This is a genomic window from Photobacterium aquimaris, from assembly GCF_002954455.1.
In the GTDB taxonomy this organism is placed as follows: Bacteria; Pseudomonadota; Gammaproteobacteria; order Enterobacterales; family Vibrionaceae; genus Photobacterium; species Photobacterium aquimaris.
Map to the genome: position 1 here is coordinate 692,709 of NZ_MSCC01000002.1, position 24,738 is coordinate 717,446.

General features: G+C 37.4%; 27 protein-coding genes and 3 pseudogenes. 20 read left to right on the forward strand and 10 right to left on the reverse strand.

Features of this window, described 5'->3' with window-relative positions; all coding sequences use genetic code 11:
• Window positions 1–43: 43 nt before the first annotated feature.
• Window positions 44–1,138, reverse strand: a complete 1,095-nt coding sequence (locus tag BTN98_RS13775; protein WP_061000396.1) for a nucleotidyltransferase family protein — start codon at window positions 1,136–1,138, stop codon at window positions 44–46.
• A gap of 67 nt (window positions 1,139–1,205) precedes the next feature.
• A complete protein-coding gene (locus BTN98_RS13780; RefSeq protein WP_231730735.1) occupies window positions 1,206–2,033 on the reverse strand; it encodes a CPBP family intramembrane glutamic endopeptidase in 828 nt (275 codons plus the stop codon).
• A 164-nt stretch (window positions 2,034–2,197) separates the two neighbouring features.
• Here BTN98_RS13780 and BTN98_RS13785 point away from each other — a divergent pair, with 164 nt between their 5' ends.
• The 3 genes and pseudogenes from BTN98_RS13785 to BTN98_RS20785 all read left to right on the forward strand — a co-directional run.
• On the forward strand, window positions 2,198–3,688 hold the full coding sequence (locus BTN98_RS13785; RefSeq protein WP_061000392.1) for a cobyric acid synthase: 1,491 nt from the start codon (window positions 2,198–2,200) through the stop codon (window positions 3,686–3,688).
• A gap of 156 nt (window positions 3,689–3,844) precedes the next feature.
• Complete coding sequence (locus BTN98_RS13790) at window positions 3,845–4,531, forward strand: pseudouridine synthase (protein ID WP_061000390.1); 687 nt, start codon at window positions 3,845–3,847, stop codon at window positions 4,529–4,531.
• Between the two features lie 9 nt (window positions 4,532–4,540).
• Window positions 4,541–4,657, forward strand: a pseudogene (locus BTN98_RS20785) (cytosolic protein); the annotation flags it as partial.
• Between the two features lie 138 nt (window positions 4,658–4,795).
• Here the strand turns inward: BTN98_RS20785 and BTN98_RS13800 are convergent.
• Window positions 4,796–5,401 carry a hypothetical protein gene (locus tag BTN98_RS13800; protein WP_061000389.1) on the reverse strand — a complete coding sequence of 202 codons (606 nt, stop codon included), beginning with the start codon at window positions 5,399–5,401 and terminating at the stop codon, window positions 4,796–4,798.
• 217 nt (window positions 5,402–5,618) lie between these two features.
• Between BTN98_RS13800 and BTN98_RS20490 the strand changes: the two genes are divergently transcribed.
• The 11 genes and pseudogenes from BTN98_RS20490 to BTN98_RS20680 form a co-directional block, all read left to right on the forward strand.
• Window positions 5,619–6,104, forward strand: coding sequence for a transposase (locus BTN98_RS20490; protein ID WP_197432889.1), 486 nt, complete (start codon window positions 5,619–5,621; stop codon window positions 6,102–6,104).
• 54 nt (window positions 6,105–6,158) lie between these two features.
• Entirely contained in the window at window positions 6,159–6,626 is a 468-nt protein-coding gene (locus BTN98_RS20495) for a hypothetical protein (protein WP_197432888.1), read from the forward strand.
• A 292-nt stretch (window positions 6,627–6,918) separates the two neighbouring features.
• Entirely contained in the window at window positions 6,919–7,413 is a 495-nt protein-coding gene (gene msrA, locus BTN98_RS13810) for a peptide-methionine (S)-S-oxide reductase MsrA (RefSeq protein WP_061000388.1), read from the forward strand.
• Window positions 7,414–7,485: 72 nt separating this feature from the next.
• Window positions 7,486–7,872 carry a type II toxin-antitoxin system RelE/ParE family toxin gene (locus tag BTN98_RS13815; protein ID WP_061000387.1) on the forward strand — a complete coding sequence of 129 codons (387 nt, stop codon included), beginning with the start codon at window positions 7,486–7,488 and terminating at the stop codon, window positions 7,870–7,872.
• Between the two features lie 93 nt (window positions 7,873–7,965).
• Complete coding sequence (locus BTN98_RS13820; protein ID WP_061000383.1) at window positions 7,966–8,211, forward strand: DUF3297 family protein; 246 nt, start codon at window positions 7,966–7,968, stop codon at window positions 8,209–8,211.
• Between the two features lie 400 nt (window positions 8,212–8,611).
• Window positions 8,612–8,833: a YbaK/EbsC family protein gene (locus tag BTN98_RS20855; RefSeq protein ID WP_082732214.1), complete on the forward strand. Its 222-nt coding sequence runs from the start codon at window positions 8,612–8,614 to the stop codon at window positions 8,831–8,833.
• A gap of 89 nt (window positions 8,834–8,922) precedes the next feature.
• A complete protein-coding gene (locus BTN98_RS13830; protein ID WP_061000382.1) occupies window positions 8,923–9,393 on the forward strand; it encodes a pyrimidine dimer DNA glycosylase/endonuclease V in 471 nt (156 codons plus the stop codon).
• 89 nt (window positions 9,394–9,482) lie between these two features.
• Entirely contained in the window at window positions 9,483–9,764 is a 282-nt protein-coding gene (locus tag BTN98_RS13835) for a hypothetical protein (protein WP_061000381.1), read from the forward strand.
• 220 nt (window positions 9,765–9,984) lie between these two features.
• Window positions 9,985–11,097, forward strand: coding sequence for an NADH:flavin oxidoreductase (locus tag BTN98_RS13840; RefSeq protein ID WP_061000380.1), 1,113 nt, complete (start codon window positions 9,985–9,987; stop codon window positions 11,095–11,097).
• 128 nt (window positions 11,098–11,225) lie between these two features.
• A complete protein-coding gene (locus tag BTN98_RS20675) occupies window positions 11,226–11,363 on the forward strand; it encodes a hypothetical protein (protein ID WP_231730734.1) in 138 nt (45 codons plus the stop codon).
• Between the two features lie 202 nt (window positions 11,364–11,565).
• Window positions 11,566–11,766: pseudogene (locus tag BTN98_RS20680) on the forward strand (DUF3313 family protein); the annotation flags it as partial.
• Window positions 11,767–11,870: 104 nt separating this feature from the next.
• Here the strand turns inward: BTN98_RS20680 and BTN98_RS13850 are convergent.
• Window positions 11,871–12,632 (reverse strand): hypothetical protein, encoded by a 762-nt coding sequence (locus BTN98_RS13850; protein ID WP_061000378.1) that lies wholly within the window; start codon window positions 12,630–12,632, stop codon window positions 11,871–11,873.
• Between the two features lie 120 nt (window positions 12,633–12,752).
• On the opposite strand from BTN98_RS13850, the gene BTN98_RS13855 reads away from it, so the two are divergent.
• Window positions 12,753–13,337, forward strand: a complete 585-nt coding sequence (locus BTN98_RS13855) for a MarR family winged helix-turn-helix transcriptional regulator (RefSeq protein WP_061000376.1) — start codon at window positions 12,753–12,755, stop codon at window positions 13,335–13,337.
• Between the two features lie 33 nt (window positions 13,338–13,370).
• On the opposite strand, the pseudogene BTN98_RS13860 reads toward BTN98_RS13855, so the two are convergent.
• Window positions 13,371–14,503, reverse strand: a pseudogene (locus BTN98_RS13860) (ribosomal protein uL16 3-hydroxylase).
• 172 nt (window positions 14,504–14,675) lie between these two features.
• The gene (locus tag BTN98_RS13865; RefSeq protein WP_061000374.1) at window positions 14,676–16,139 is read right to left on the reverse strand and encodes a C69 family dipeptidase; all 1,464 of its coding nucleotides are present in this window, start codon (window positions 16,137–16,139) and stop codon (window positions 14,676–14,678) included.
• A 222-nt stretch (window positions 16,140–16,361) separates the two neighbouring features.
• Here BTN98_RS13865 and BTN98_RS13870 point away from each other — a divergent pair, with 222 nt between their 5' ends.
• Window positions 16,362–17,261, forward strand: coding sequence for a DMT family transporter (locus BTN98_RS13870; protein WP_082732217.1), 900 nt, complete (start codon window positions 16,362–16,364; stop codon window positions 17,259–17,261).
• A 69-nt stretch (window positions 17,262–17,330) separates the two neighbouring features.
• Here BTN98_RS13870 and BTN98_RS13875 read toward each other — a convergent pair whose 3' ends face one another.
• Window positions 17,331–18,452, reverse strand: coding sequence for a TDT family transporter (locus BTN98_RS13875; RefSeq protein ID WP_061000373.1), 1,122 nt, complete (start codon window positions 18,450–18,452; stop codon window positions 17,331–17,333).
• A 773-nt stretch (window positions 18,453–19,225) separates the two neighbouring features.
• On the opposite strand from BTN98_RS13875, the gene BTN98_RS13880 reads away from it, so the two are divergent.
• Window positions 19,226–19,822: a hypothetical protein gene (locus BTN98_RS13880; RefSeq protein ID WP_061000371.1), complete on the forward strand. Its 597-nt coding sequence runs from the start codon at window positions 19,226–19,228 to the stop codon at window positions 19,820–19,822.
• 94 nt (window positions 19,823–19,916) lie between these two features.
• Here BTN98_RS13880 and BTN98_RS13885 read toward each other — a convergent pair whose 3' ends face one another.
• Window positions 19,917–20,291, reverse strand: coding sequence for a DUF2541 family protein (locus BTN98_RS13885; protein WP_061000370.1), 375 nt, complete (start codon window positions 20,289–20,291; stop codon window positions 19,917–19,919).
• 180 nt (window positions 20,292–20,471) lie between these two features.
• Between BTN98_RS13885 and BTN98_RS13890 the strand changes: the two genes are divergently transcribed.
• Entirely contained in the window at window positions 20,472–20,786 is a 315-nt protein-coding gene (locus BTN98_RS13890; protein WP_061000368.1) for a YbjQ family protein, read from the forward strand.
• A 52-nt stretch (window positions 20,787–20,838) separates the two neighbouring features.
• The gene (locus BTN98_RS13895; RefSeq protein WP_231730733.1) at window positions 20,839–21,207 is read left to right on the forward strand and encodes a DUF3703 domain-containing protein; all 369 of its coding nucleotides are present in this window, start codon (window positions 20,839–20,841) and stop codon (window positions 21,205–21,207) included.
• Between the two features lie 64 nt (window positions 21,208–21,271).
• On the opposite strand, the gene BTN98_RS13900 is transcribed toward BTN98_RS13895, so the two are convergent.
• A complete protein-coding gene (locus BTN98_RS13900; RefSeq protein WP_061000366.1) occupies window positions 21,272–21,772 on the reverse strand; it encodes a peptidylprolyl isomerase in 501 nt (166 codons plus the stop codon).
• Window positions 21,773–21,886: 114 nt separating this feature from the next.
• On the opposite strand from BTN98_RS13900, the gene BTN98_RS13905 reads away from it, so the two are divergent.
• A complete protein-coding gene (locus tag BTN98_RS13905; RefSeq protein WP_061000364.1) occupies window positions 21,887–22,864 on the forward strand; it encodes a Gfo/Idh/MocA family protein in 978 nt (325 codons plus the stop codon).
• Between the two features lie 67 nt (window positions 22,865–22,931).
• On the opposite strand, the gene BTN98_RS13910 is transcribed toward BTN98_RS13905, so the two are convergent.
• The gene (locus tag BTN98_RS13910) at window positions 22,932–24,536 is read right to left on the reverse strand and encodes an ABC-F family ATPase (RefSeq protein WP_082732212.1); all 1,605 of its coding nucleotides are present in this window, start codon (window positions 24,534–24,536) and stop codon (window positions 22,932–22,934) included.
• Window positions 24,537–24,738: the final 202 nt, after the last annotated feature.

A 24,738-nucleotide genomic window follows, 5' to 3' on the forward strand; every position in this document is an offset into this window, starting at 1 on the left:
TGTTATTGTTATAAGGTGTGATGATATGAGACGTTTATCGTATTTAGTAAATTACTTCTTCATCATCGTGTGGAATACTATTAATAATTAATCGTTTAATAATATGAGGAACAATACAATATATTGGCATTTGCTTTAAACGGCCTCGAAAACGCAGTGATTTTACTGCATCTCGATATTCAGCATTGCGGTGTAAAGGAAACCGATAAACAAATGCATCAATAAAGCGCTGCTTATAAATCCAATAAGAGATACGATGTGATTTTTGTTGTTTAAAATAAGTTAATGCTTGTTCAGGAACCGATAAATTGAATAAATCGCGACATAAACTTACCGCTAGATAAAGGCTATTATCATTACCAACTTGCTGTTGAAGTTGAATTAAATTATGCCAAAAAGTAGGCTGCTGACTAAAGTAAATAAATTGCAAATATAAGCTGTAAATATCACGCAACCCATACTGATAATCTATTTGGTTAAATAACATAATAGCTTGGTGAAGCACCATTGCATCGGGTGATAATAATGTCGCCGGCTCGCAGGCGACAGGCGATAAATGATGGTGTAGTAGAGGGCCTGAGTTAAGTTTATTACTCAAGGTCTTGGGTAATAACTGAAAGTGAATAGCCAATTCAGTTCGGCGCTGTTTGTGGATCAGTGGGGTGGTTTGTTGCGCCCAGCGGCGATAAAACGTTTCTTCATAGTCAGCAATATTTTTATAGCGCCAGCCATTATTTAATAGGGCCTTTTCAACGTTGACCACATGCTGTGGTGGAACATAAATATCAATATTACGTTTTACTCGACCTGCAAACATATCATTATCAAGCCACTGTAAAGCGCTGCCTCGTAAATAACGCCAACTGCCAATGATACCTTGTAACTGTTCGGTAAGATGCTGATGTTCTAGTAATAGTTGCTGCTGTTGTTTTTGATAGCTATGAAAGCCTGACATTAATTGCTGTTGAGTGTGCAGCGGCAAATCTTGTTCGATTTGTGCTTGATAACAACGTGCTCTTAATTGGCCTAATAATGATAGGTGCCGAGCTTCGGTGATAACTTGATAGCTGTGTTTGTCATCAACCTTGAGTAATATTTTTGGATTATTGAGAACATCGATGAGCAATAATTTTGACATGACATCCTGCCCCTTATCCCTGTGTTGTATTATTAAATCACGTCGTAAAGTGTTCAGATTTGCATTATCACAGTGGGAGTGGATAAGTGAAAAATACTAAATGTAGTAAATTAAATACAAAATGAACCACGATCGCGATCGTTATCTTCCTAGTCCAATAATAGCTTAGTCCATAAAGTATGCCAACCAATGTTGCAATTATGATAAACAGTGGTCCACCGCCAAAGTGCGCTAAACCAAATAAACCACTGGCAATGATAATGGCAGCAGGAGGCGCTAATTTTTTAAATAAAAAGCCTTGAATATAACCTCGAAATAGCACTTCTTCGGCAACACAAGTAAAAATAAGATTATTCATCGCAAAGATCCACCACCATGATGGCAGTGTTAATTCGGGGCGCACTAGCTGTAATGCCCACGCGAATAACAGCAATGTGAACAATCCACCACCAATAATACTTATTTGAGAACGTGAGAGTGAAAAAGATCGCCAGTTGTATTGGTTATTGCTTACTATATTTGGCACTAATAGTAGTAGTGCAAAAATAAGCATTGGTTTATCAAGGTTGAAATAAAGCGTAAACGGACGGCTGAGTGGGCCACTATTGACTTGGTCTAGCACCAATAAGTTATTGATGCCAGGATAGAGGTGCAGCACTAAGCCAATGATCCACAATATAACGGCACTATGGCCAACATAAATAAGCACTTTGTTATGTTGCTGCGCAGTAAAATAAGCAATGGCAAGGCCACTGATGATAATAGTGGCACCGATGGGCGTTAGAACATTAAATGTCATTGCTGCTACTAATGTGAGTATTAATGGCAGTTGCCAATAGGATTTTTTGGCTAAGACACAACCAATACTGATGGCAAGTAATAACCATACTAACATGGAGGGAAAAAGGAGATAATTCATATAAGGATAAATAGAAAATGATAATGGTTACTATTTATATCATATTAGCGATAATTGAAATGTCTTTTTCTATCGGATACTTAATAAGTACCGGCGAGAGTGATTACCGCAGCACGATACTATCAACATGGAATGAGTAAATGACGGATACATTACAGCCGACAACACGCGCACTAATGGTACAAGGTACAACTTCTGATGCTGGTAAAAGTGTGCTGGTGGCGGGATTATGTCGTGTATTGGCACGCCGCGGAATTAACGTTGCTCCGTTTAAATCACAAAATATGGCCTTAAACAGTGCCGTAACCCAAGACGGTGGTGAGATAGGGCGAGCACAGGCTGTTCAAGCACAAGCATGTGGTATTGAACCGAGTGTGCATATGAATCCAGTGTTACTCAAGCCTAACACTGATGTTGGCGCACAAGTTATCGTGCAGGGTAAAGCTTTAGCTGATATGAATGCTGTTGGTTACCACAACTATAAGAAAGTGGTGATGGCACCGATTATGGAATCTTTCACGCTGCTGCAACAACAGTATCAGACTATTATTATTGAAGGGGCGGGTAGCCCAGCTGAAATTAATCTACGTGACAATGATGTTGCGAATATGGGCTTTGCTGAAAAAGCCGATGTGCCCGTGATAATTATTGCAGATATTGATCGTGGCGGTGTATTTGCGCATATCTATGGCACGTTGGCATTGTTGTCTAAATCAGAACAAGCACGTGTTAAAGGCTTTGTTATTAATCGTTTTCGTGGTGACATCAAGTTGCTTGAATCTGGTTTAGAATGGCTAGAGCAAAAAACAGGTAAGCCTGTATTAGATGTCTTACCGTATTTACATGGTCTAATGCTTGAGGCTGAAGATGCGATCAATTGTCAGCAAGTTGAAGCCGCAGATCATCAGTTAAAAGTGGTTGTGCCTGTTCTAACTCGAGTGAGTAACCATACTGATTTTGATCCACTGCGCATGCATCCTCAAGTTAATTTACAGTTCGTCGGTAAAGAACAGCCATTTCCTGCCGCAGATTTAATCATTATTCCGGGCACTAAAAGTGTTCGTAGCGATTTAGTCTTTTTACGCCAACAAGGGTGGGATAAGCAGATTCAGCGTCACTTACGTTTAGGTGGCAAAGTAATAGGAATTTGTGGTGGTTATCAGATGTTAGGTGAAACCATTGCCGATCCGTATGCAATTGAAGGTGAAGCAGGAGTAAGCCGTGGTTTAGGCTATTTATCTATTGCGACAACCATTGAGAAAAACAAATGCCTACAACAAACAAAAGGCACGTTAACACTGCCAAATCAAACACCTGTTACGGTAAAAGGTTATGAAATTCATGCCGGTGTAACTCAAGGTGTCAGTGCCAATGCACCATTACAATTAACCGATGGCCCTGATGGTCAGCTAGGTTGTGATAATCAGGTGTTTGGCACTTACTTACATGGTATTTTTGAACAGCAAGCTGGATGTGATGCGATTTTACGATGGGCAGGTTTAGAAGCCACGCAAACCCCTGATTTTGAACAAATTCGTGAGCAAGGCATTGATCGTATTGCTGATACCATCGAGGAGCACATGGATCTTAGTGCGTTATGGCCGCAATGGGCTGATCAGTTTACGCGTTAATTTTATCTTACTAAACAGTAGGTTTTAGCATTTGCTTTATTTAGAATGCAGGGCGGTTTTTTAAGCTGCATTCTAATGTTTTAAAAGATAGCTACGTCTCATTTTTGTTATTATTCCAACGGTAAATTTTCTCTATATTATGGCTATCATCATTTCATGAAATCGTATACTCATCGCCTCGATCGTTTTATTAGTCAAAATAGTCCTCATTCTATTTCAGATACGCGCCTTTTAGTGGCTCAAAAAAGAATCATTGTCGATGGATTGGTAGCGCACTCTACTCATCAAAAAGTTACCCAATTTACAGAAGTCGAATTGGATGGACGATGTCTGCAGAATAATAAACCGATTTATATCATGTTGCATAAACCGCAAGGTATTGTAAGCGCAACCAAAGACTTAAAACATAAAACGGTATTAGATCTTATTGATCATCCGCAAAAAGAGCAGTTACACATTGTGGGTCGTTTAGATTTTAATACCACAGGGTTAGTGTTATTAACCAATGATGGTGCATGGTCGCGTCAAATAAGTTTGCCACAAACAAAGCTCGCTAAAGTGTATGAGGTTACGCTATCTAAACCATTAACCGAGGAATACATTCAAGTATTTAAAAAGGGGATTTACTTTGGCTATGAGGATATCACTACCAAACCTGCAGATTTAGAAATACTCTCTGACTATAAAGCGCGGTTGTCATTAGTTGAAGGTAAGTATCATCAAGTAAAACGGATGTTTGGTTTCTTTCAAAATGAAGTATTAGCGTTACATCGTGTATCTGTAGGGAATATTTCGGTTGATGGGCTTGAAAGTGGTCAATATAAAGAGTTTTCAATTATTTAATAAGAAGGTGTTAGTGATGTATTTGTTAAATATGAGTTTATTGATGTGAATAAGCCATTATTATTTACCTTTTCACCTGCGGGAACCAATATTTTGAAGCAAGATCTGCATGATGATTTTGCACCTTGTTCCTAACGATCTATCAGTGAATATAACTAAGACAACTATTTTAAACTAGTTTCTGTTATAGCATCGACTTTTATCGCCATATCACTCAGTAAGAGATATTTATTACTGAATGATGTGGCGTTGTTATATCAGTAACTATTTGGTGTTAATGATTGCTTGGGTCGTGGTCGCGATTGTTTTGATATATAGCATCCATAAGAAAGAGATATTGTGCTGAATACGTGTTGCTATATTTTTTGAATCATTAATAGCATATCTGTGTATACACGGCGGAGTATTGCGATATAAATAATTAATATTATCAGTGATCAATAAGTGCCTGAACTGATGTTTGAGTGCATCGATATCTACCATTTCGGTAAATAGATAATCGTAAATATGATGAATATTAATTGGGTTAAAAGACAGTTTTTGATCTGTGATAGTAATAAAACCACTAGTCATAACCGTCACTTCTTCTGACCAACGACTAGTATCATATTGACGGGCAAGATAATGCGCAAAAGCTAAATTGCCATAATGACTATTGAGATTAGATAGAGTTTGGTGATCACTATTAGCCGCTTCAACCCAGCCACTAATCGATGGAGCTAATAAGGCATTAAAATAGTCAAAAAATTGCGAATATGATCCTTTTATCGCGATCAAATCAAGTTGGTGTTGGCTAAGTTCGGTGTCTACTTGAGTAAGCAGTAAAGGCACTGTTAGTGTTGCTGGTTGCGCTATAGTTATATTGTTCATATATATCTTCGTTAGCTATACAATCGTCTGATTATTCAAATAATTTTATTGGGTGGGATTAGACAATGATTAGCCGTAACGTTTTGTAGCCTAGCTCTCATTTTTTAAAATAATAAGTCTGTGAATAAAGAATAATAAAGAATACTGGACAGCCATAACTTTGCACATTAAGTATCAGTAACTACACTTAAGCTTCAAGTTGCTTATGGTGAAACTAATGACAATCTCAAGACGCAAATTGATCGAGCCTCAAATTACACCTTTTTATCATGTTATTAATCGCTGTGTACGGCGAGCATATTTGTGTGGTGATGATCCATATAACGGCAAAAACTATCACCATCGTCGAGGTTGGATAGTAAATAAAATCAAACAATTAGCAGCTGTTTTTTGTGTTGATGTGTGCGCTTATGCTGTGATGAGTAATCATTACCATTTGGTGCTAAAAATAGATACCGAGCAACAACAAAAACTCTCCCCTGAAGCGGTAATATCACGTTGGTTACAGTTATTTAATGGTCATCCTATTGCAGTCGATTTTTTAAAAGAGGGCCAGATAGGTGCAGAAAAACAGCAAGCGTTATCAAATTTAGTCACTGAATGGCAACAACGATTAGGCAGTATTAGCTGGTTTATGCGCTGTCTTAATGAAGAAATAGCACGAAAAGCTAATAAGGAAGATAAATGCAAAGGCGCGTTTTGAGAAGGGCGGTTTAAGTCTCAAGCATTATTAGACGAGCAAGCGGTACTATCTTGCATGATGTATGTTGATTTAAATCCGATTAGGGCAGGCGTTACGCCGTCATTAGAGCAATCAGATTTCACCTCGATTCAGCAGCGCATTCGTGAATATCAGCAACAGAAAACCTCCGCTAAACAACCACCATTAAATAAAGCGCACTTCCAACTATTACCCTTTGTGGGGGCTGAGCGTCAGGCAAAAACAGTCGGAATAAACTTTGCGTTTGCCGATTATCTTGAACTTATTGATTGGACTGGCCGCTGTATTCGCAGTGATAAAAAAGCCTTTATTACACCTAACCAGCCAAAGATTTTACAGCAATTGGGAATAACGCCGAACGCTTGGCTTGAGCATAGCGAACAATTTATGGAACGTTATGCTAATGTAAGCGGAAAATGGTCCCGAATGCGCGCCTTTAAGCAACATGTTGGTGGGCATTGGTGCAAAGGAAAGTTGGCGACTCATCAATTACATCCCAATTAGATATGGCTTTTTATAATTAGAACAATATACCGCAATAGCTGTCAGGATTGTGGGTGTTGGCGATCGTGAAATATAGTAATAGCATCTAGTTAACCAATAAATTAAATAATAAGCGGTACCTTTTATAGTAAACGTGTCTGTTGCTGAAGGAATGGTTTATTGTCGTGGAAATCTATTTAAGATTTAAAATATATGGCTGTCCAAAGCTAACAAGATCTAATTGCGATAAATATCAACTTGTGGTTGTATAAAAACTCATGGGTTCACGCGATGTGACAATAGGAGTGGTGTTATGAGTCTCGAAAAAGCAATACTGGCTGGTGGGTGTTTTTGGGGAATGCAGGATCTTATTCGTCGCCAACACGGTGTAGTATCTACACGAGTTGGTTATACTGGTGGTGATGTTGATAATGCGACCTATCGTAATCATGGTAGCCACGCTGAAGCGATTGAAATTACCTTTGATACCACGCAAACAAGCTTTGCTAAAATCCTTGCTTACTTCTTTCAAATCCATAACCCATCAACCCCTAATCGCCAAGGGAATGATATAGGTTCGTCTTACCGCTCTGCTATTTTTTATACTTCTAATGAGCAAAAGACCATTGCCGAAGATATCATTAAGCAGATGGATGCTTCCACTATTTGGCCTGGACCAATAGTGACCGAAGTGATGGCTGCGAGTAATTTTTGGCAAGCAGAGCCTGAACATCAAGATTATCTTGAGCATCAACCAAATGGCTACACTTGCCATTTTCCGCGCCCAGATTGGGTACTTCCGGAATAAAAAAGAATCATGTGGCTTTTCATTATTGAAGAGCCTAATGTCAAATATATCGCGTTAAGCTTACGATAAAAAATGAACATTTATAGAGTACAAAAAGAAGCGAGAACGATAGCACTTTATAACTTCTTTGATGACATTTCAGCAAAGTTACAATTAAACATTGAGCATAAATTTCTATCTTATCAATCCTATAATGATATTTATCATTGTAAAAGTTTAAAATTACTCAATCCCAAAATATGGAAATATAAAGGGTTAATTTATAAGTTAAGAGTCGATAATGGCAAAGAATCAGCAAGAGTATTGTTCGTTAAAACAAAAGACAGTGATTTATTGATTATTCATGCTTTTTTAAAATCAACTCAGAAAACACCTAAGAAAGAAGCCAAACAGGCAATCAATGTCTATCAACAGCTTGATGATATAAAAATCGAGCCGCTGATAATGCTTCGTCAATAATGTATATTTTATCTACTCAAAAGAATACAACTCTTGAGCGTCAGTCTTAGATTGTCTACAATAGCGCACTTTTGATTTTCGACAGGCATCAACATGAACGATACTACATCACGCCCGACTTTACCTGATCACCTTTCTGGTAATCCTCGTAGCCCACATTACCTAGAAGCTGCTTTTGAATATGAGATCGGCATTCTATTTAACGGCAAAGAGCGTTTTGATGTTGAAGAATACTGCATCAGTGAAGGTTGGATCAAAGTGCCGTCTAAAGCATTAGATCGTCGCGGCAACCCGTTACTGATTACTTTAAAAGGCACTGTTGAAGCTTTCTATAAGTAAAACGCGCTTTAGTTTTATTACTAAGCAAAGTTCGGCAGTTGCTTAGTTGATGTGGTAGTTAGGTTTTCTCATATAATACTGACTACTCACATCACATAGAGCCTAGTATATTCTAGGCTCTATGCGTTCAGTCCTAGCTTTACTATGATCACCCTTCTGATTTTTTAAATAAATACTCAATATTGTTATCAATTCAAATTAAATTTAAATCAGGAAATAAATATAGCTTATTTATTAGGGGTATTTAAAAAATTAATAAAGGCTGAATGATGAATATATATAATGTACTTGATGAATTATCGATTGATTATAAAAAACATGAACACCCTGCAGTATTTAACTGTGAACAAGTGCATCTTTTAGATTTGAATATTGATGGTGTGGCGAAAAAAATCTATTCATTAAGGATAGAAAAGGTAGTCGACACTTTTTAGTGGTTGTTATAGCTGATAAAAGTTTTAATTTAAAATCACTTAGCCTACATCTGGGCGTTACAAGTTTAAGTTTTGCATCTCCACGGCGGCTCGATAAGTATCTTGGTACTATTCATCATTACAATGCCATCCGTTTACTAATACTGCAACTCTTGATATTAGTGTTGCGGGAATACAACAATTATTAGCCTATTATCAACGATCATATATTGAAATATATTTATAACAACGACAATTTTCTTCTAAACTATTAGTACATCAAATAAAGGACGATTCGATGAATATTTTTATTTTAGATGATGATATTGAAAAGTGCGCGCAATACCACTGCGATCAGCACGTAGTTAAAATGATTTTAGAAAGTGTGCAGCTTTTATGTACCGCTCTCAATAAAAAGGGATTTACGACACCTTATAAATCAACCCACATTAATCATCCTTGTGTATTGTGGGTTGAGCAATCATACGATAATTTTTTGTGGTTAAAGGCGTTAGCGATAGCATTAAATAAAGAGTATAAATTTCGTTACGACAAAGACAACGATCATAAATCGATTGCTGTGCTGAATACTATTGCTGCATGTTCATATGATGCAATAGGGTTGACGGCCTTTGCTCAAGCTATGCCTGATACTTACAAGGTAGAAGGTGATGCGATTACGGCTTACCGTGATTTTTATCGAGGTGATAAATCAACGTTTGCTAAATGGACTAAACGCGCACCACCACCTTGGTTTGTGATTGATTAGGGCGTAATTTAAGTATTATCACTGCTGAAATCAACGTATTATGAATCTGTACCGTTTTGATTTTATGAGAAAATGAGTAAGGATTAACCATGAATGTAGATAAAGCAAAAAAACGGATTGCAAAACAAGTTAAAAAGGGATTTAAAGGATATCCTCAACTTTCTCTGGCCTATTTTGGTAAAACTGCTGATGTGGCGACAGAAGTCGTAGTTACATTTACGCTTGCAGAAGGCGCTGAGCCTCAACAGCAAAAATTTGCCAGTGATAATGACGTGCGTGAAGACGAAACTATTCAATCTGTATTAGTTAAAATTATTGATCGTGCAGGCGCAAATAGTGTGCTTGAAACTGAAGGTGTTACTGTTTTGTAATTACAGCGACGGTACAAATATTATCAAAATTACTTCTAAGAATATAACTGACATTATCTTAATCCAGATTAAAGATTTCTAGGTATATTAGCGTTATTATTCATTCCAGCTTAGCACTTATAGTAAAAATGCATATAAAAGAACAGTATTAAGGTGCTGTTCTTTTGGTTTTATTTTGTGCTGGTAAAATAAGACCTAACGATATTTAAGAGGATTTGATTTGAGTACTTTGTTTACAGAAACCCGTATTGGTAACATAGCATTAAAAAACCGCTTTGTTCGTAGTGCAACCTGGGAAAATATGGCAACAGAAGATGGCCATATGACCGATAAACTTTATGCCATTTATGAAGAGCTTGCGCAAGGGGAAGTTGGGCTGATCGTAACGGGTTATGCAAATATTGTCGAAGAAGAAAAACCCAATGCTGGCATGATGGGTATGTATAACGATTCTTTTATCGAAGAATATCAAAAACTCACAGATCTTGTTCACCAATACGATGCCAAAATCGTGATGCAACTTGCTTATGGTGGTACTAAAACAACCTATAACGTTGGTGAACGAGTGATCTTTGCACCAAGTGCTGTCGCTGAAAAAGGCACTCAGACATTGGGTCAGGCAATGACTCAAACTGATATTGATTATATTGTTGAAGCTTTTGCATTAGCGACTAAACGCGCTCAAGATTCTGGTTTTGATGGCGTTGAAATTCATGCGGCGCATACCTATTTAATTAACCAGTTTTTAAGCCCATATTATAATCAACGTGATGATCAATACGGTGGTAGCCTTGATAATCGTATGCGTTTCTTACTAGAAATTTATGCGAAAATTAGAACCTTAGTGGGTGATGATTTTCCAATTTTGGTGAAACTAACGGCCTCGGAGTTTTTTGAAGGTGGATTAACATTTGCTGAAACGCGCCTGATTTGTAAAAAACTAGAAGCTGTTGGTGTTGATGCGATCATCATTTCGGGTAACGTCCATGGTAAAGCTGACACTATGGTTGGCGAATCTTATGATGGCTATACCATTGAGCCTGAAGGTTACTTCCATCAATATGGTGATGTGATCAGCCAAGACGTTAATGTCCCTGTTATTACTGTGGGTGGCTTGAGTGAGTTTGATGCTATTGAAGCCATGGCAAATAATACTGGAATTGAATTTTTTGCATTATCACGACCATTACTATCTGAGCCAAAGTTAATTAAACGTTGGCTTGATGGTTATAAAACAGATGTTGAGTGTGAAAGATGCTCAAAGTGCCGTACTCGTCGTGGTAACTTCTGTGTAGTAAATAAAACCCGTAAAGCGGAATTAGCTCGTTTGTAATTGCATCTATAGTTGTCTTTCTTCTAAAGAGAGTTAGCTATTGTGCTAGCTCTTTTTTTGTCTTTATTTTGTGTACATGTTTTCTTTGCATCATGTTTAATACTTAATTATGGTGTGCCGTACTGTTTATGATTATAACGGCAACGGGTTGTGCCAGTAATCACCAAATACTAAAGCCAAAAACATTTGAAACCTTTGAAGATTTTCATCCCGGTCCTGAAGGTGGCGTTGATTTAGTGTGGGCGAAACGCGGTATATTTAATTAGCGTTCATTACAACGGAAAATAGCTCAATACGATAATATTATTTATGACCACGTCCATATTGTGTTTGATAAGCAAAAGAGCGACCATTTGTCTGATTATGAAATTATCGAGATAAAAGAGTATTTTATTAATCAATTTAAATCATTAAATACTACGTTAAAGGTAGTTACAGCCGCAGTTAAAAATATTACGGGTCACTATTGCGATTACCAATGTTGGTTCGGCTTCGATGGAAATCTTAGTCAGTGATGCAACAACAGGAGAGCCAATAATTTCGGCTATTGATCGCAGAGATGGTAATAAAGATCTCAGCACTATGATTGATTCATCAGATGATATAAAAGATGCAATTAATTGGTGGGTGAAACGATTATCACTAACATTAGTTCAATATAAGTCATAATCACTTGTTTAATAAGCCAATAATCAGATCTAAATGAAATTAACCTTATGCTAAGACTGCATGAGGTTAATTTCTTGATTGAGTATATTTGAGGTTGATAAACATTAGTGGTTAGTTTTACCTGATAGGCTTAAATCACCAGATGCAATATCAAATACATTTTTGACACATAATAAAGGTGAATGTGCACTTGCATTGATTCTTAACCCAGCAGTAACACCATCAAAATTGGCCATTTTAAGTGCCTCAATATTATCAAACCTTACTTTTACGTTTAAATCATGACCACGAAATTGAGGTTGGTAGTTAGGGCTATCAATTAATAGCGGTAATCCCGGCCATGTTTTTGGCAACCTAGGTTTTTCACCTTTTGGAATATCAACCACGCCAAGGGCATCTGGACCACACTTTTTATTGGGTGCTAAGACAACCCAGTGGCTATGCCATACATTACCATCATTGGTTTTATCGCCATCACCATTTTCATCATACTGTGGGGTGTCATCAAAATCGGGATGAGAGGTGACCGCTAATGCTAAAATACCGGCATCTTTTTCAAAACCTACTTCATGGCTATTTAATGTTAATGGCCACACATAAGAAAAAACATCACTGCCCGCTAATTTTCCAATAGGGGTTGGTGTAATCTCTCCTGCTTTACCTGAAACCGCAATATGAAAAGTGGCCACGTTTCCTTTGGTAGTGATTTTAGTATGAATAATATCAAACGGGGCTAGTTTGGTATTATTCGTTTTTGCTTGGATCCCACCGCTGTGTGATGTGTGGGCAGATACGGAACCTGTGAATGTGACAATTGCTGTAACCATAGTCGCTAATATCGTTTTTCGCATGGTTGAAATGTTCATAACATCCTCCGTTGAGTGAACTGAGTATAGTATATAATTTGGTGTTGACTCGATACTATATTTATATAAGAGCATAAAAAGGCAGTTGTCAATTTTGTATTGAGTCGATACTATTAACGAATGAACATAAATATTATTCAACAGTTACTTGATCGCATTAGTAACTTAATCAGAGCAGAAATGCGTACAGAACTTATTGGGCATGGATTACAACCTGTTCAATTTGATGCTTTGTATTATTTATCTATTTGTAATCGTTTTTCAAATACACCTAAAGCGGTGACAGAGTTTTTAGGTTTAACAAAAGGAACGGTGTCGCAAACTATTAAGGTGTTAGAAACAAAAGGGTATGTAGAGAAGCTTGCGGATAGTAATGATAAGCGTATTACGCATTTAATAATGACTGAAAAAGGACGAGACTTATTAGGTGCTTATTTTCCATCGACAATATTGTTGGATGCTTGTTCTGATAGTGAGGGGGGAAGTACAGCGTTTGACGCTGCATTACTACAACAGCAATTAACGTTATTGTTAGCATCAATCCAAAAACAACACCGCTACCGTTCTTTTGGCGTATGTAAGTGTTGTAAGTATCATCAGCATGTTAATGATGGCTATGTTTGTGGTTTAACCCAATTACCATTAACAGCTGATGATATAACCTTGATTTGTGTTGAGCATCAAACACTCACAAAACAAAAATAAGAGAGGAGCAAAGCCTCTCTTATTTTAGGGTATTTACTCGACAGGGTACCAATAACCAAGGTTGATCAGTTGTGTAAGCATCGCTAGAAAGGCTGGATGATCAAGCTGTTCACCTAATTGAGCGTAAGTGATTTGCTCTTCGTCACACAGTAATTTAGCGGCATCAGCACATTCTGGCGGTAGTTGATATTGTTCGCCATTGATATAAACAAGGTGTGCTTGATCAGGGTGATAAAACGCCCGTAAACCACCAATACGTTTAAATGCTTCACCATCTTCTAGAAATTGATACGTTTCACTATTTTGCCATGGTGGCTCTGAAGGTAATATATCGAGTTCATGGCGATTTTGCGTTAAATGTTCACCCAACCATTGTTTTAATAGCTGGGGGTGATCAAGCAAACTACGCATCATATTTTCAAGATCTTTGGCTTCTTCTGCCAAGATAGCGCCGTTATTCGCACGAGCGGGAAGCTTTGGATTATGGTAGTGAACATCACCAATATCATTTGCAATCACGAAATCGGCAAAGCTGCTTAATAGCTCTTGTTTTTAGGTGATCGAAAACCAACAGAGAAGCTCATTGAAGTTTCAATTGCGTAACCATCATGAGGGAAACCAGGTGGAATATATAAAATATCACCTGGTTCTAAAATGTCGTCAATAATCGGCTCAAAGCCTTTAATTTGACGTAAAGCAGGATGACGACATTCTTCTTCGTAATCATCTTTTTTAGGACCAACGCGCCAATGGCGTTTGCCAGAGCCTTGAGTAATAAATACATCGTATTGATCAATATGTGGTCCAACGCCGCCACCAGGGGTTGAGTAGCTGATCATTAAGTCATCAAGTAACCACCCTGGTAATTGACGAAATGGAGTAATTAATTGTGCAGCACCTTCATGCCAATGGTTAGCGGCTTGAACAATGAATGACCAATTATCTTCAGGAGTGTCATCAAATGTTAGTGGGCCATGGCGAACATCCCAAGCATCGGCTAATTTAGCGATATAGCGCGAATCAACCTCTTCTTCCATTGCCAATCCTGCTAATTCATCAGGCGTAATGGGATCGACAAAATTTTTAAAACCACCTTTGATGATGGTCGGTTTCTTTTGCCAAAACTCGGCAAGAAATTCTTCAAATGAAAACGTCAGTTGGTACATAACACGCTATTTATTGTTGAGCTGGATGGCGATTATAACGTAAACAGTTCCCAGAGATATCTTTAGTTTGCGTTTACTGGTATTCACCTCTGAAAACAGAAAGCTATAAAAAAGCGCTAACGATTAGGTTAGCGCTTTTCATATAACATCAGATTTACTGTTAGTTGGGTGTTTACGCCCCTGCGAAATGCGATGCCATATCAGCTTTTTGAGTCAACGTAGTGAATATTTCGTTAGTGACTTTAAGCGCATTATCTGTAGCTGTTTTTTCAAACGCATTAATCAAATTAGTGGCTTGCTGTGGATGTTGCTTATAAATAGCTAAGTATTTTTGTTCCATTTTTTTCTGAGCAATAGCAGTGTCAGCTTCGTATTTATCATAGGCTGCACGAATAATCGGTGCATTTTGTTTCCAATTCGCCATGCCTAACGTTTGTAGCTTACGCATATCCCAGAAAATTGAATTGTTACTTGCGACATCGGTACCAATATCATAACCATATGGGATCTTGGTTGTGCCTTGGTAGAACGGTATATAAACCCCAAGTGCTGTCATACCAAGGTTAATATATTCTGTTTCACCAATTGCAGTTGGTAAGTTAGGACGGACTTCAATGATGTGTGACTCAGCACAACGGAACACTGAAATAGGACGGTAATGACCAAGAGGATCAGCGTTGGCATATGGGTCCATTGCTGTGCCTTGATAATGGTTACGCATAATATCTTCAACTTTTTGAAGTGAGATTTTATGGGTTGGTGTTAAAAATACCGGATAATTTTGTTGGTCACGATCAACTTGCGTTTTTAAGCCTGGATTAAGAATATGCTGTGCAATCCATACGCGAGGGTAGTTATAAGTGATGTTTTCTTTGCCACCCGTTGTGCCATAAGCATCATGGAAATCAAAAGGTTGATTTGCTTTTGCTGTATATAGACCATGTTGTTCTGCAAACGAAACCAAATTAGGTGAAGCAAGATAATCAGCATTATGTGGTATATATTCTTTTAAACGCGCCTGATTGCCAGAGATGAAATAAGCGTCATTAGGAATTTTACGTGCCATCCACTGATGACCGCTACCTGTTTCTAAGTACCAAATACCCGTTTTATCAATAAAGCCAACCCCAAAGCCTTGAGAAGCGCCACGCTCTTCAATGATTTTACCTAGTAATTTAACACCTTCTTTAGCGCTGTGAATACGAGGTAAAATCACATTTTCAATTGAGTCTTCATTAATACCATTTTTAGTGTAAGGATCAGCTGCCAGCGCGGCTTTACGGTTAGTTAGGCTTTCAGTTGATGTGATACCAACACCCGCTGAGTTTAAGCCTACTTCGCCCATGGTTTTATCATGGGTATCCCAATCTTGCATTGATGTGTAAGACAATGACACTTTAGGGTATGGATAAGTAAAGCCGTCAGTGTTTGAATGAAACTCACCCTTTTGATTAACGGTGCGAGGGTGGAGTACAAAATGTTTCGCCCATACGGCTTTGTAATCTTCATTACGCGCCATGTAATAAGCGCCGTTAGTTGATGCTTGGTTACCAACAAGAAGTGTTGTACATGCGTTTGCAGCTTGAGTACCAAGTAAGCCTGCGATAGCACAAGCCAATATAGGGAGTGTTTTCATAATAGTTAATCAAGTTTATAAAATTAGTATTTATTCTATGCTTGCTGGAATAAATGACCATATCAGTAATGGAAATCTCATATTGTTAATTTTCAGTTCATTTTTCAGCCATAATTGCTGTAATAATAACCATCATGGCATTCTAATCTAAAGTAAGATAACGCTTGCGAGATTGATGTTTTTTTTCATAAAATGATTGTTTATGTTAATGAACCGCTCACTATGCCCAATCTTTCTTTGAACCAAATTCCTATTGGTGTCAGATATATGCTGATGTCAGCACTGGCATTCGCATTGATGTCGAGTTGTGTAAAACTGGTGCACACCTATGGCATTCCAGTGTTTGAAATCGTTGCAGCGCGCGCAATTGTGTCATTATTGATTAGCTATGTAGATGTAAAACGTAAAGGTATTTGTGTGTGGGGGAACAATCGTAAGTTATTGTTAACTCGTGGTGTGACAGGATCGTTGGCGTTAATTTGCGTTTACTATGCAGTCTCTACGTTACCGCTCGCTGAAGCGACTATTTTACAATATCTAAACCCAGTATTTACGGCGATTTTAGCGATACTTTTCCTTAAAGAAAAAATCCATATCACCACTATTATTTGTATCTTTTGTTCAATTATTGGCTTAGGACTGATGGTTGGTCCAGGATTAACGTTAGATCATGTTCAACAGTTACCGCTATTTAGCATTGGTATTGCACTATTAGGTGCGTTTGGTAGTGGTGTGTCTTACATTATTGTTAAACGTTTAAGTACTACTGAAGATAGTTCGGTAATTATTCTTTATTTCCCACTTATTGCGTTACCTTTATCGGTGATCTTGCTGGGCAATGATTTTGTAATGCCATCTAAAGAAGCACTTGGTTTATTGCTATTTGTGGGGATTTTTACCCAGTTTGGACAAGTGGGGTTAACCAAAGCAATGAAAACAGAAGTGGCGAGTAAGGCAACCGCTTATTCATATATTCAAGTGGTGTTTTCGATTGTATTAGGGTGGTTAGTATTTAGTGAAGTGCCTTCAGTGTGGACGTTAGCTGGTGGAGCAATGATTATTGTTGGAGCACTCGTTAATGTGATCGGCAGTCTTCGCGCCCCCAAAACACTAAAAGTTTAAGATATACAAAAACGAACAGCCCAGTAATCTGTAACTTTGATAAAGTAAAGATTGCTGGGCTTTTTATATTTAGTTATTACCTTTTTTCGCTTTAATATGAACAACCGAGGTAGGATTATGGAAAATCTTACCTTGCTTAAAGCCTTTCAATGTTCCTAATGCTGCTGTAACCCATGCGAGAATTAAGAATGCGAATAGAATAATTGCCGCCCACTGAAAAGCAGGTAAACCTGTATGGTGTGCAAGTTGGGTTGTACCGGTTACACATGTACCAACGGGGAAGGTAAATGCCCACCATGTTAATGCGAATGGCATTTTACGACGCATAGCACGTAGGGTTAATAATGCCGCGACACAGAACCACAACATAGCAAAGCCCCAAATAGGCACGCCATATAAAATCGCCATCACATTCATTGCACTTGCAATTGGTTCATTGACAGTGATCAGTGCTGCTGTACCTAAACACCCCGCAGCCGTAATAGATTGACCGAGTGGGCCTAATACAATCCATAATGTTGGAACACGAGCACTGCCTGAAGTACCAGCATGCGCTAGACGGCTCCAGATTAGCGTAATAATAATAATCGATGCCATTAAGCTGATACCAAAACAAGCATACATGCCGTAAAGCAGAGTTTGTTGAGCAGCAGAATGGGGCATATGAGCTAAGAACATTGAACCGATAGTTGCAGATACCATCGGAGGTACAACTGGCATTAACCAACCACCAAATGCCGCATCATCGTGAACTTCATTATGAGTAAATAAACGGTAAGGAATAATAATAGCTGTAATAATTCCGCTAATAGTCCCGATCCAAAATAATGGCCAAGCAATATTAAGTGCAAGACTTTCACCAAAAAGATGTGGACCGAGTAAAAGCGTACCGCCAGCAACGGTTAGGAATGCCATGGGTGGCGCACCAAAGAACTGCGACATCACCGGATCATTAAATTGTCGTTTAATAATATGTGGCTTAGTAATTGTTTGATAACTTTTAAAGATTGTCATAAAAATGAGCATAGCAAACGCAATCAACCAAACGATAGTTGAAAAACCGACTAAGCTTTTACCAATAAAAGGTAGACCGACAGCAGCATTAGCGATAATACCGGTACCCATTACTGAGGCAAACCAATTGGGGCCCATTTCTTTTTGTAGCTCAATTTGTTGTTTATTATTTGACATATAATTACTTTTCAATGAGATAAAGTTCACGATAGCGCATGAGATATCTATTATTTTATAATAAGGATTTTTATTAGTTTATATCTTTACAATAAAAAGAAGATATTTATTACTAATATTACGCTTTTTAAAAGATAGAGAAACTATAGCGTTATTTTAAATTTTGTAAAACTTAATCTAATGAATCGGGGTTTAATTTTAGCTTAACATGATTTGATAGTTATTATTTTTGCATATTTATAACGAATGTTTTTTTATCTTGTTGTATTTTAATAGTTTTATTATAGTTGCTGTGATTAAAATTATGGTTAATAAATAGAAGAAAATATAATGTATGAAATGAGTAATTGACACCGAAATGAGACTATTTAGTGAAAATAAACTGATTTATTGTCTTGTTTGAATATCTGTAATTAATTATTTTTATGTGAGCTAAGTATCCATATATTGTTTCTTAATGTCCTTAATTAAAATTATCGCCAATTTATTTTAATGCAACTAATGATTTTTTAATCAGAAATAAAAATTAGTAGAGATAAGTTTTGAAATTGGAAATGACGCAATATATTATTATAATGTATATTACTCACTATCTAATTATATAACAAAAATATATATCTATATTAGTATTGATAAAAATAAAACCAATAGTTATTAGTTAGATAATAACGCTATTTTTAAATTTTGAATGTGATGCTATGTTATTAATATATTAAACAAAAGCAATTAATAATAAATAACTGCTTTTCTTACATGTAATTTATGGATGTGTCATGGATGATTTATTTTCAATATTAAACCTTAAATGTATTATTAAATTTATGCATTTAGCTGGGTTAGCCATTGGGCTCGGATGTGCTTGGATGCTTGATGTGTTTATTCTTAAACATATCAAAAAAGAGATCACAAAAGAAAAGTATCAAACTATTGAATTTGTGAGTAAATTTGTATTCACTGGTCTTGGGATGCTATGGATTTCTGGCTTGCTTTTTATCATTCATTATTATTTATATACACCAGAAAATTTAATGAATCAAAAGATATGGGGTAAGTTATTTATTGTGTTAATATTAACTGTGAATGGTTATTTTGTGCATAAGTTAATTATTCCTAAAATTAAGAATTCTATTGGTTCGACACTACTTAATACATTAACTGTATATGAGATTATGATAGTTACGGCGGTAGGAACTATTTCTTTTGTTTCGTGGTTATTTCCAATCGTACTTGGTGTGGCAAAAACATTAAACTTTACTGTTTCAGCAATAGATATTATCGCGTTTTATTTTTTATTTCTGGTTGTTGCTGCAATTATTGCAAATATCATGGCACAAATTATTATTAAATCAAAAGTAGTTGTTCGAAAGTAGTATTATAGAAAAATAAAAAGCGTAATACTGTGCTCACTTAATATGAGAAAGTATTACGCTATTTAAACTACTTTTTTATTATCGTTGCTGGGTATTAATCAATACCGATCACTTTAACGCCAGCACGAGTACCCTCAGAATTTCCAGATACTTCGATATGCTTAATACAGCGCTCATAGCCAAATAGACGTACGCCTGTATCTTGATCTTTCTTCACATCACGATAATAGTTAAACGTTTTTTCTTCACCGTTGCGGAAGCGCACTTTTACACGATCAAGTTTAAGATCTCGTTGTGCTTCGATTTTGAAACCTTTCGCATTACGGCAAATTGGAAAAGGGATATTTCCTTTTACATTACCAATTTCAAGTAGCCAAGTGTGACCTAAAGTAAACGTACCGGCAGTTGCTGGAAGAGATGTTACAAGACCACCTGCAAGTAGAGCTAGTCCAATTAAGCCTTTTTTCATTTTTTTACACTCTATTGAATTTGTCAGAAAATTATACCACCCCCAAAAGTAAACTCAATGGTTTACATGTAACAAAGTATTTCTTTTGATTATTTAATCTGCAAAGTTATATTGTATTAAGGTTGTTGCTCCTTTATTGTGGATAAGAATATTACAGATATTTTGAGGAAATTTTGCATAATGATTTTAGCAACAATAGAAACGATCCCTGAACGTGAAATTGTCGCTATACTAGGTATAGTTACCGGTAATGTTGTGCAATCTAAGCATATTGGCCGTGACATTATGGCTAGTTTAAAGGGAATTGTTGGTGGAGAATTAAAAGGCTATACCGAAATGTTTAATGAAGCGAGAGCTCAAGCAATGGCACGTTTAGAAGCCGAGGCTTCAGCATTAGGTGCCGATGCAGTTATTGGTGTGCGTTTTACAACCAGTGCTATTATGGATGGTTCTTGTGAATTACTTGCGTTTGGTACCGCTGTAAAATTACGGTAATAAAAAGATAGTGGGCTAATTATTTAAGGATGAATAATAACTCGGAGGGATGATGAGTAATTTTAGTTACAATATAGCGCCTTATGTTAAAAGGGAATTGATTCGCTCATATCGAGCACAAAAAAGAGCTGATTCAGTCGCCGCATTTCGGTATTTAGAAAATGCACATGTATTGGGGCAGGAATCAACTTATTGGCATGTTAAGGTTCATTATTTGATGTTATGTTGGGCTATTAAACAACGTGATATTAAAGAAGTGATAGGGCAACTTATACGTATTGTCGGTGCGGCATTATTAACAGCTATTGACGGTGTTCCAATGGGAAATACCGGTGGCAGTAATGTTCATGCACTCAAAGTCATGCCTATATCAGCAGAACATGCAGAGATCATTATTAAAACAAAAGACTCATCTCACTAAATAATACTTTGTTATATCTATTTGAAGCGGTGATTATTCATCACTTCAAATAGATATTGGATAATTATTCGTTAATTATTACTTGCTGAATGATTATTGGGCAACAAGGTACATCCTCATAACCTTGAGTCGTGGTTGTTTCAACTTTCGCAATATGATTAACAACATCCATTCCTGCCGTGACATTACCAAACACGGTATAACCCCAACCACTATTTGTTGTTGCTGTGTAATCAAGAAAATCATTATCCGCCAGATTAATAAAAAACTGTGCTGTAGCTGAATGAGGTGCTTCTGTTCGCGCCATTGCAATCGTACCGAGAATATTTTTAAGACCACGATTAGCTTCATTGACAATCGGCTCTCGTGTTAGTTTCTCGGTTAAATCTTCATTATGCCCACCGCCCTGAATCATAAAGCCATCGATAACACGATGAAAAATGGTATCGTTATAAAAACCATCACGGCAATATTGAATAAAATTACGCACAGTAACCGGTGCTTTTTGTTTATTGAGGCTAATTTCTATATTGCCGACATTGGTGATTAAAGTAATGGTTGTCATAGTCATTATCTGATTGGGGATATTATTCGCAGTATACGTAATTTACAGCCTAAACTATAGCTGCGACAGTAAGTAAAACAGTAATAATACAATACGTTGAAAGGAATAAAAGTAATGAACACGAAAATGATCCGCTGGGGTATGATTGGTTGTGGTGCAGTAACTGAAGTTAAAAGTGGCCCAGCTTATCATAAAGTTGAAAATTTCACTTTAGCGGCAGTTATGCGTCGTGATCAAGCTTTGGCACATGATTATGCACAGCGACACAATGTTGAGGCGGTATATGCTGATGCTGATGTGCTCATTAATGATTCGACCATTGATGCAGTCTATATTGCAACGCCACCAGATAGCCATAAAGAACTCGCTTTGAAAGTAGCTCAAGCAGGTAAGATCTGTTGTGTCGAGAAGCCATTAGCTCCTAATTATGCTGACTGCCAAGCCATCGTTGCTGCATTTGAAGCTGCACAATTACCATTATTTGTTGCTTATTATCGCCGTTCTTTACCACGGTTTAATCATATAAAGCAGTTGCTTGATAATGGTGAAATAGGAATTGTACGGCATATTAGTTGGCATTTAAATAAGCCTGCAAATCCGATGGATCTGTCACAGCAATATAATTGGCGTACCGATAAAACCATTGCTGCTGGTGGTTATTTTGATGATCTCGCCAGCCATGGTTTAGATTTATTTGGTTATTTGTTAGGTAATTTTGCCAGCGTAAAAGGCATTGGAATCAATCAACAACATTTGTATACCGCGTTAGATGCAGTCAGTGCGTGTTGGTTACATGAAAGTGGCGTAACAGGCAGTGGCAGTTGGAATTTTGGTGGTCATTCACGACAAGATAAAGTAGTGATTTATGGAAGTTTAGGCGAAATTCGATTTTCAGTGTTTGATGAAGCACCGATAGAAGTCATTATTGGTGAGAAGCAGCAACAGATTGTTATTGAAAATCCGACCAACATTCAGCTGTATCATATTGATAATATGCGTAAGCAACTTTTAGAAGGACAGCCACATCCATCGACAGGTAAAACAGCGGCACATACAGGTTGGGTAATGTCGCAGATAATTGCAGCCGAGTAGTTGCTGGTAATGCTGTCACTTTAAGTAGCAAGTTATACATTATAATATAACTTGCCACTAAGCATTATTAAGCGACTTTACCTTCAAGGGCAAGGTTTGACATGTATTCGTCAAATGTACCGTGGAAGTTAATCACTTGCTTGTCACGAATATCAATAATACGGGTTGCTAGTGATGATACAAATTCACGGTCATGACTAACAAAAATCAACGTGCCTTCATATACTTTTAGCGCGTTGTTTAGTGCTTCAATCGCTTCCATATCCATGTGGTTGGTTGGTTCATCCATTACCAAAACGTTAATGTTTAGCATCATTAGCTTGCCAAAGATTAAACGGTTTTTCTCACCACCAGAACAGTTTTTAACTTTCTTGTTAATATCATCAGCGGTGAACAATAAACGACCAAGAATACTACGTACAGTTAGATCATCATGGTCTTTAGTACGCCATTGTGAAATCCAATCAAAGATACCTAAATCGTTATCAAAATCAGCAGAGCTGTCTTGAGGGCAGTAACCGATTGACGCATTCTCAGACCACTTGATCACGCCATGGTTATGCTTTAGTTCATTAACCAAACAGCGCAGCATGGTGGTTTTACCGACACCGTTTTCACCGATGATGGCTAATTTAGAGCCCGCGTCTAGGATAAGATCGCCGCCTTCAAATAAAGTCTCGCCATCAAAACCATGGCCTAATTCTTCTAAAATCAATGCTTGACGGTAAAGTGCTTTACCCGGCTTAAAGCTTAATGATGGCTTTAAACGGCTTGATGATTTAACTTCATCAAGCTTAATTTTATCCATTTTCTTAGCACGAGAGCTTGCTTGTTTTGCTTTTGACGCATTGGCACCAAAACGGTTTACGAAATCTTGTAACTCATTGATTTCAGCGCTTTTCTTGGCATTTTCAGATAGTAGCTGCTCTTGAATCAGTGATGATGCTTCAATAAATTTCTCGTAGTTACCAGGGTAAATACGTAACTCACCGTAGTCGATATCTGCCATGTGAGTACACACAGAGTTTAGGAAGTGACGGTCGTGAGAAATAATGATCATGGTACATTTACGCTGATTTAACTCACCAGCAAGCCAGTTAATGGTGTGAATGTCCAAGTTGTTGGTTGGTTCGTCAAGTAACAAAATGTCAGGGTTAGAGAATAATGCCTGGGCTAATAACACCCGCAGTTTCCAACCAGGAGCAACTTGTGACATTAAGCCGTAATGCAGTTCTTCATCAATACCAGCATCGATAAGTAGCTGTCCTGCGCGGCTTTCTGCGCTGTAGCCATCCATTTCTGCAAATTCACTTTCTAATTCAGCCACAGCCATGCCGTCTTCTTCTGTCATCTCTGGCAGAGCATAAATACGGTCACGTTCTTGTTTTACTTTCCATAATGCAGCATCACCCATGATAACAGCATCAACAACCGTATATTGCTCAAACGCAAACTGGTCTTGACTTAGCGTACCTAAACGCTGGCCTTGAGAAATAGACACGTTACCAGAGCTTGGTGCTAGTGCGCCGCTAAGGATTTTCATAAAGGTCGATTTGCCGCAACCATTCGCGCCGATAAGACCATAACGGTTACCGTTACCAAATTTAGCTGAAATGTTTTCAAATAACGGCTCAGCGCCAAATTGCATTGTAATGTTTGCGGTAGATATCAAGAGGTAGTCCTAGCAGTTTTATTCGGTGATTTTTTGACAATGTGCCAAAAGAAGATGCACGAAAACAGAGATAGATGTAAAGGGGGCGGATTATACAGAGGTTTGTTTGTAAATGTCGAGGGTGAAAATGTAACCAATGCAAGATAACAGCCTTATAAAAAGAAAGGTTAAGGCTGTTATCAGGGAGCGAGGAGGTGAATTA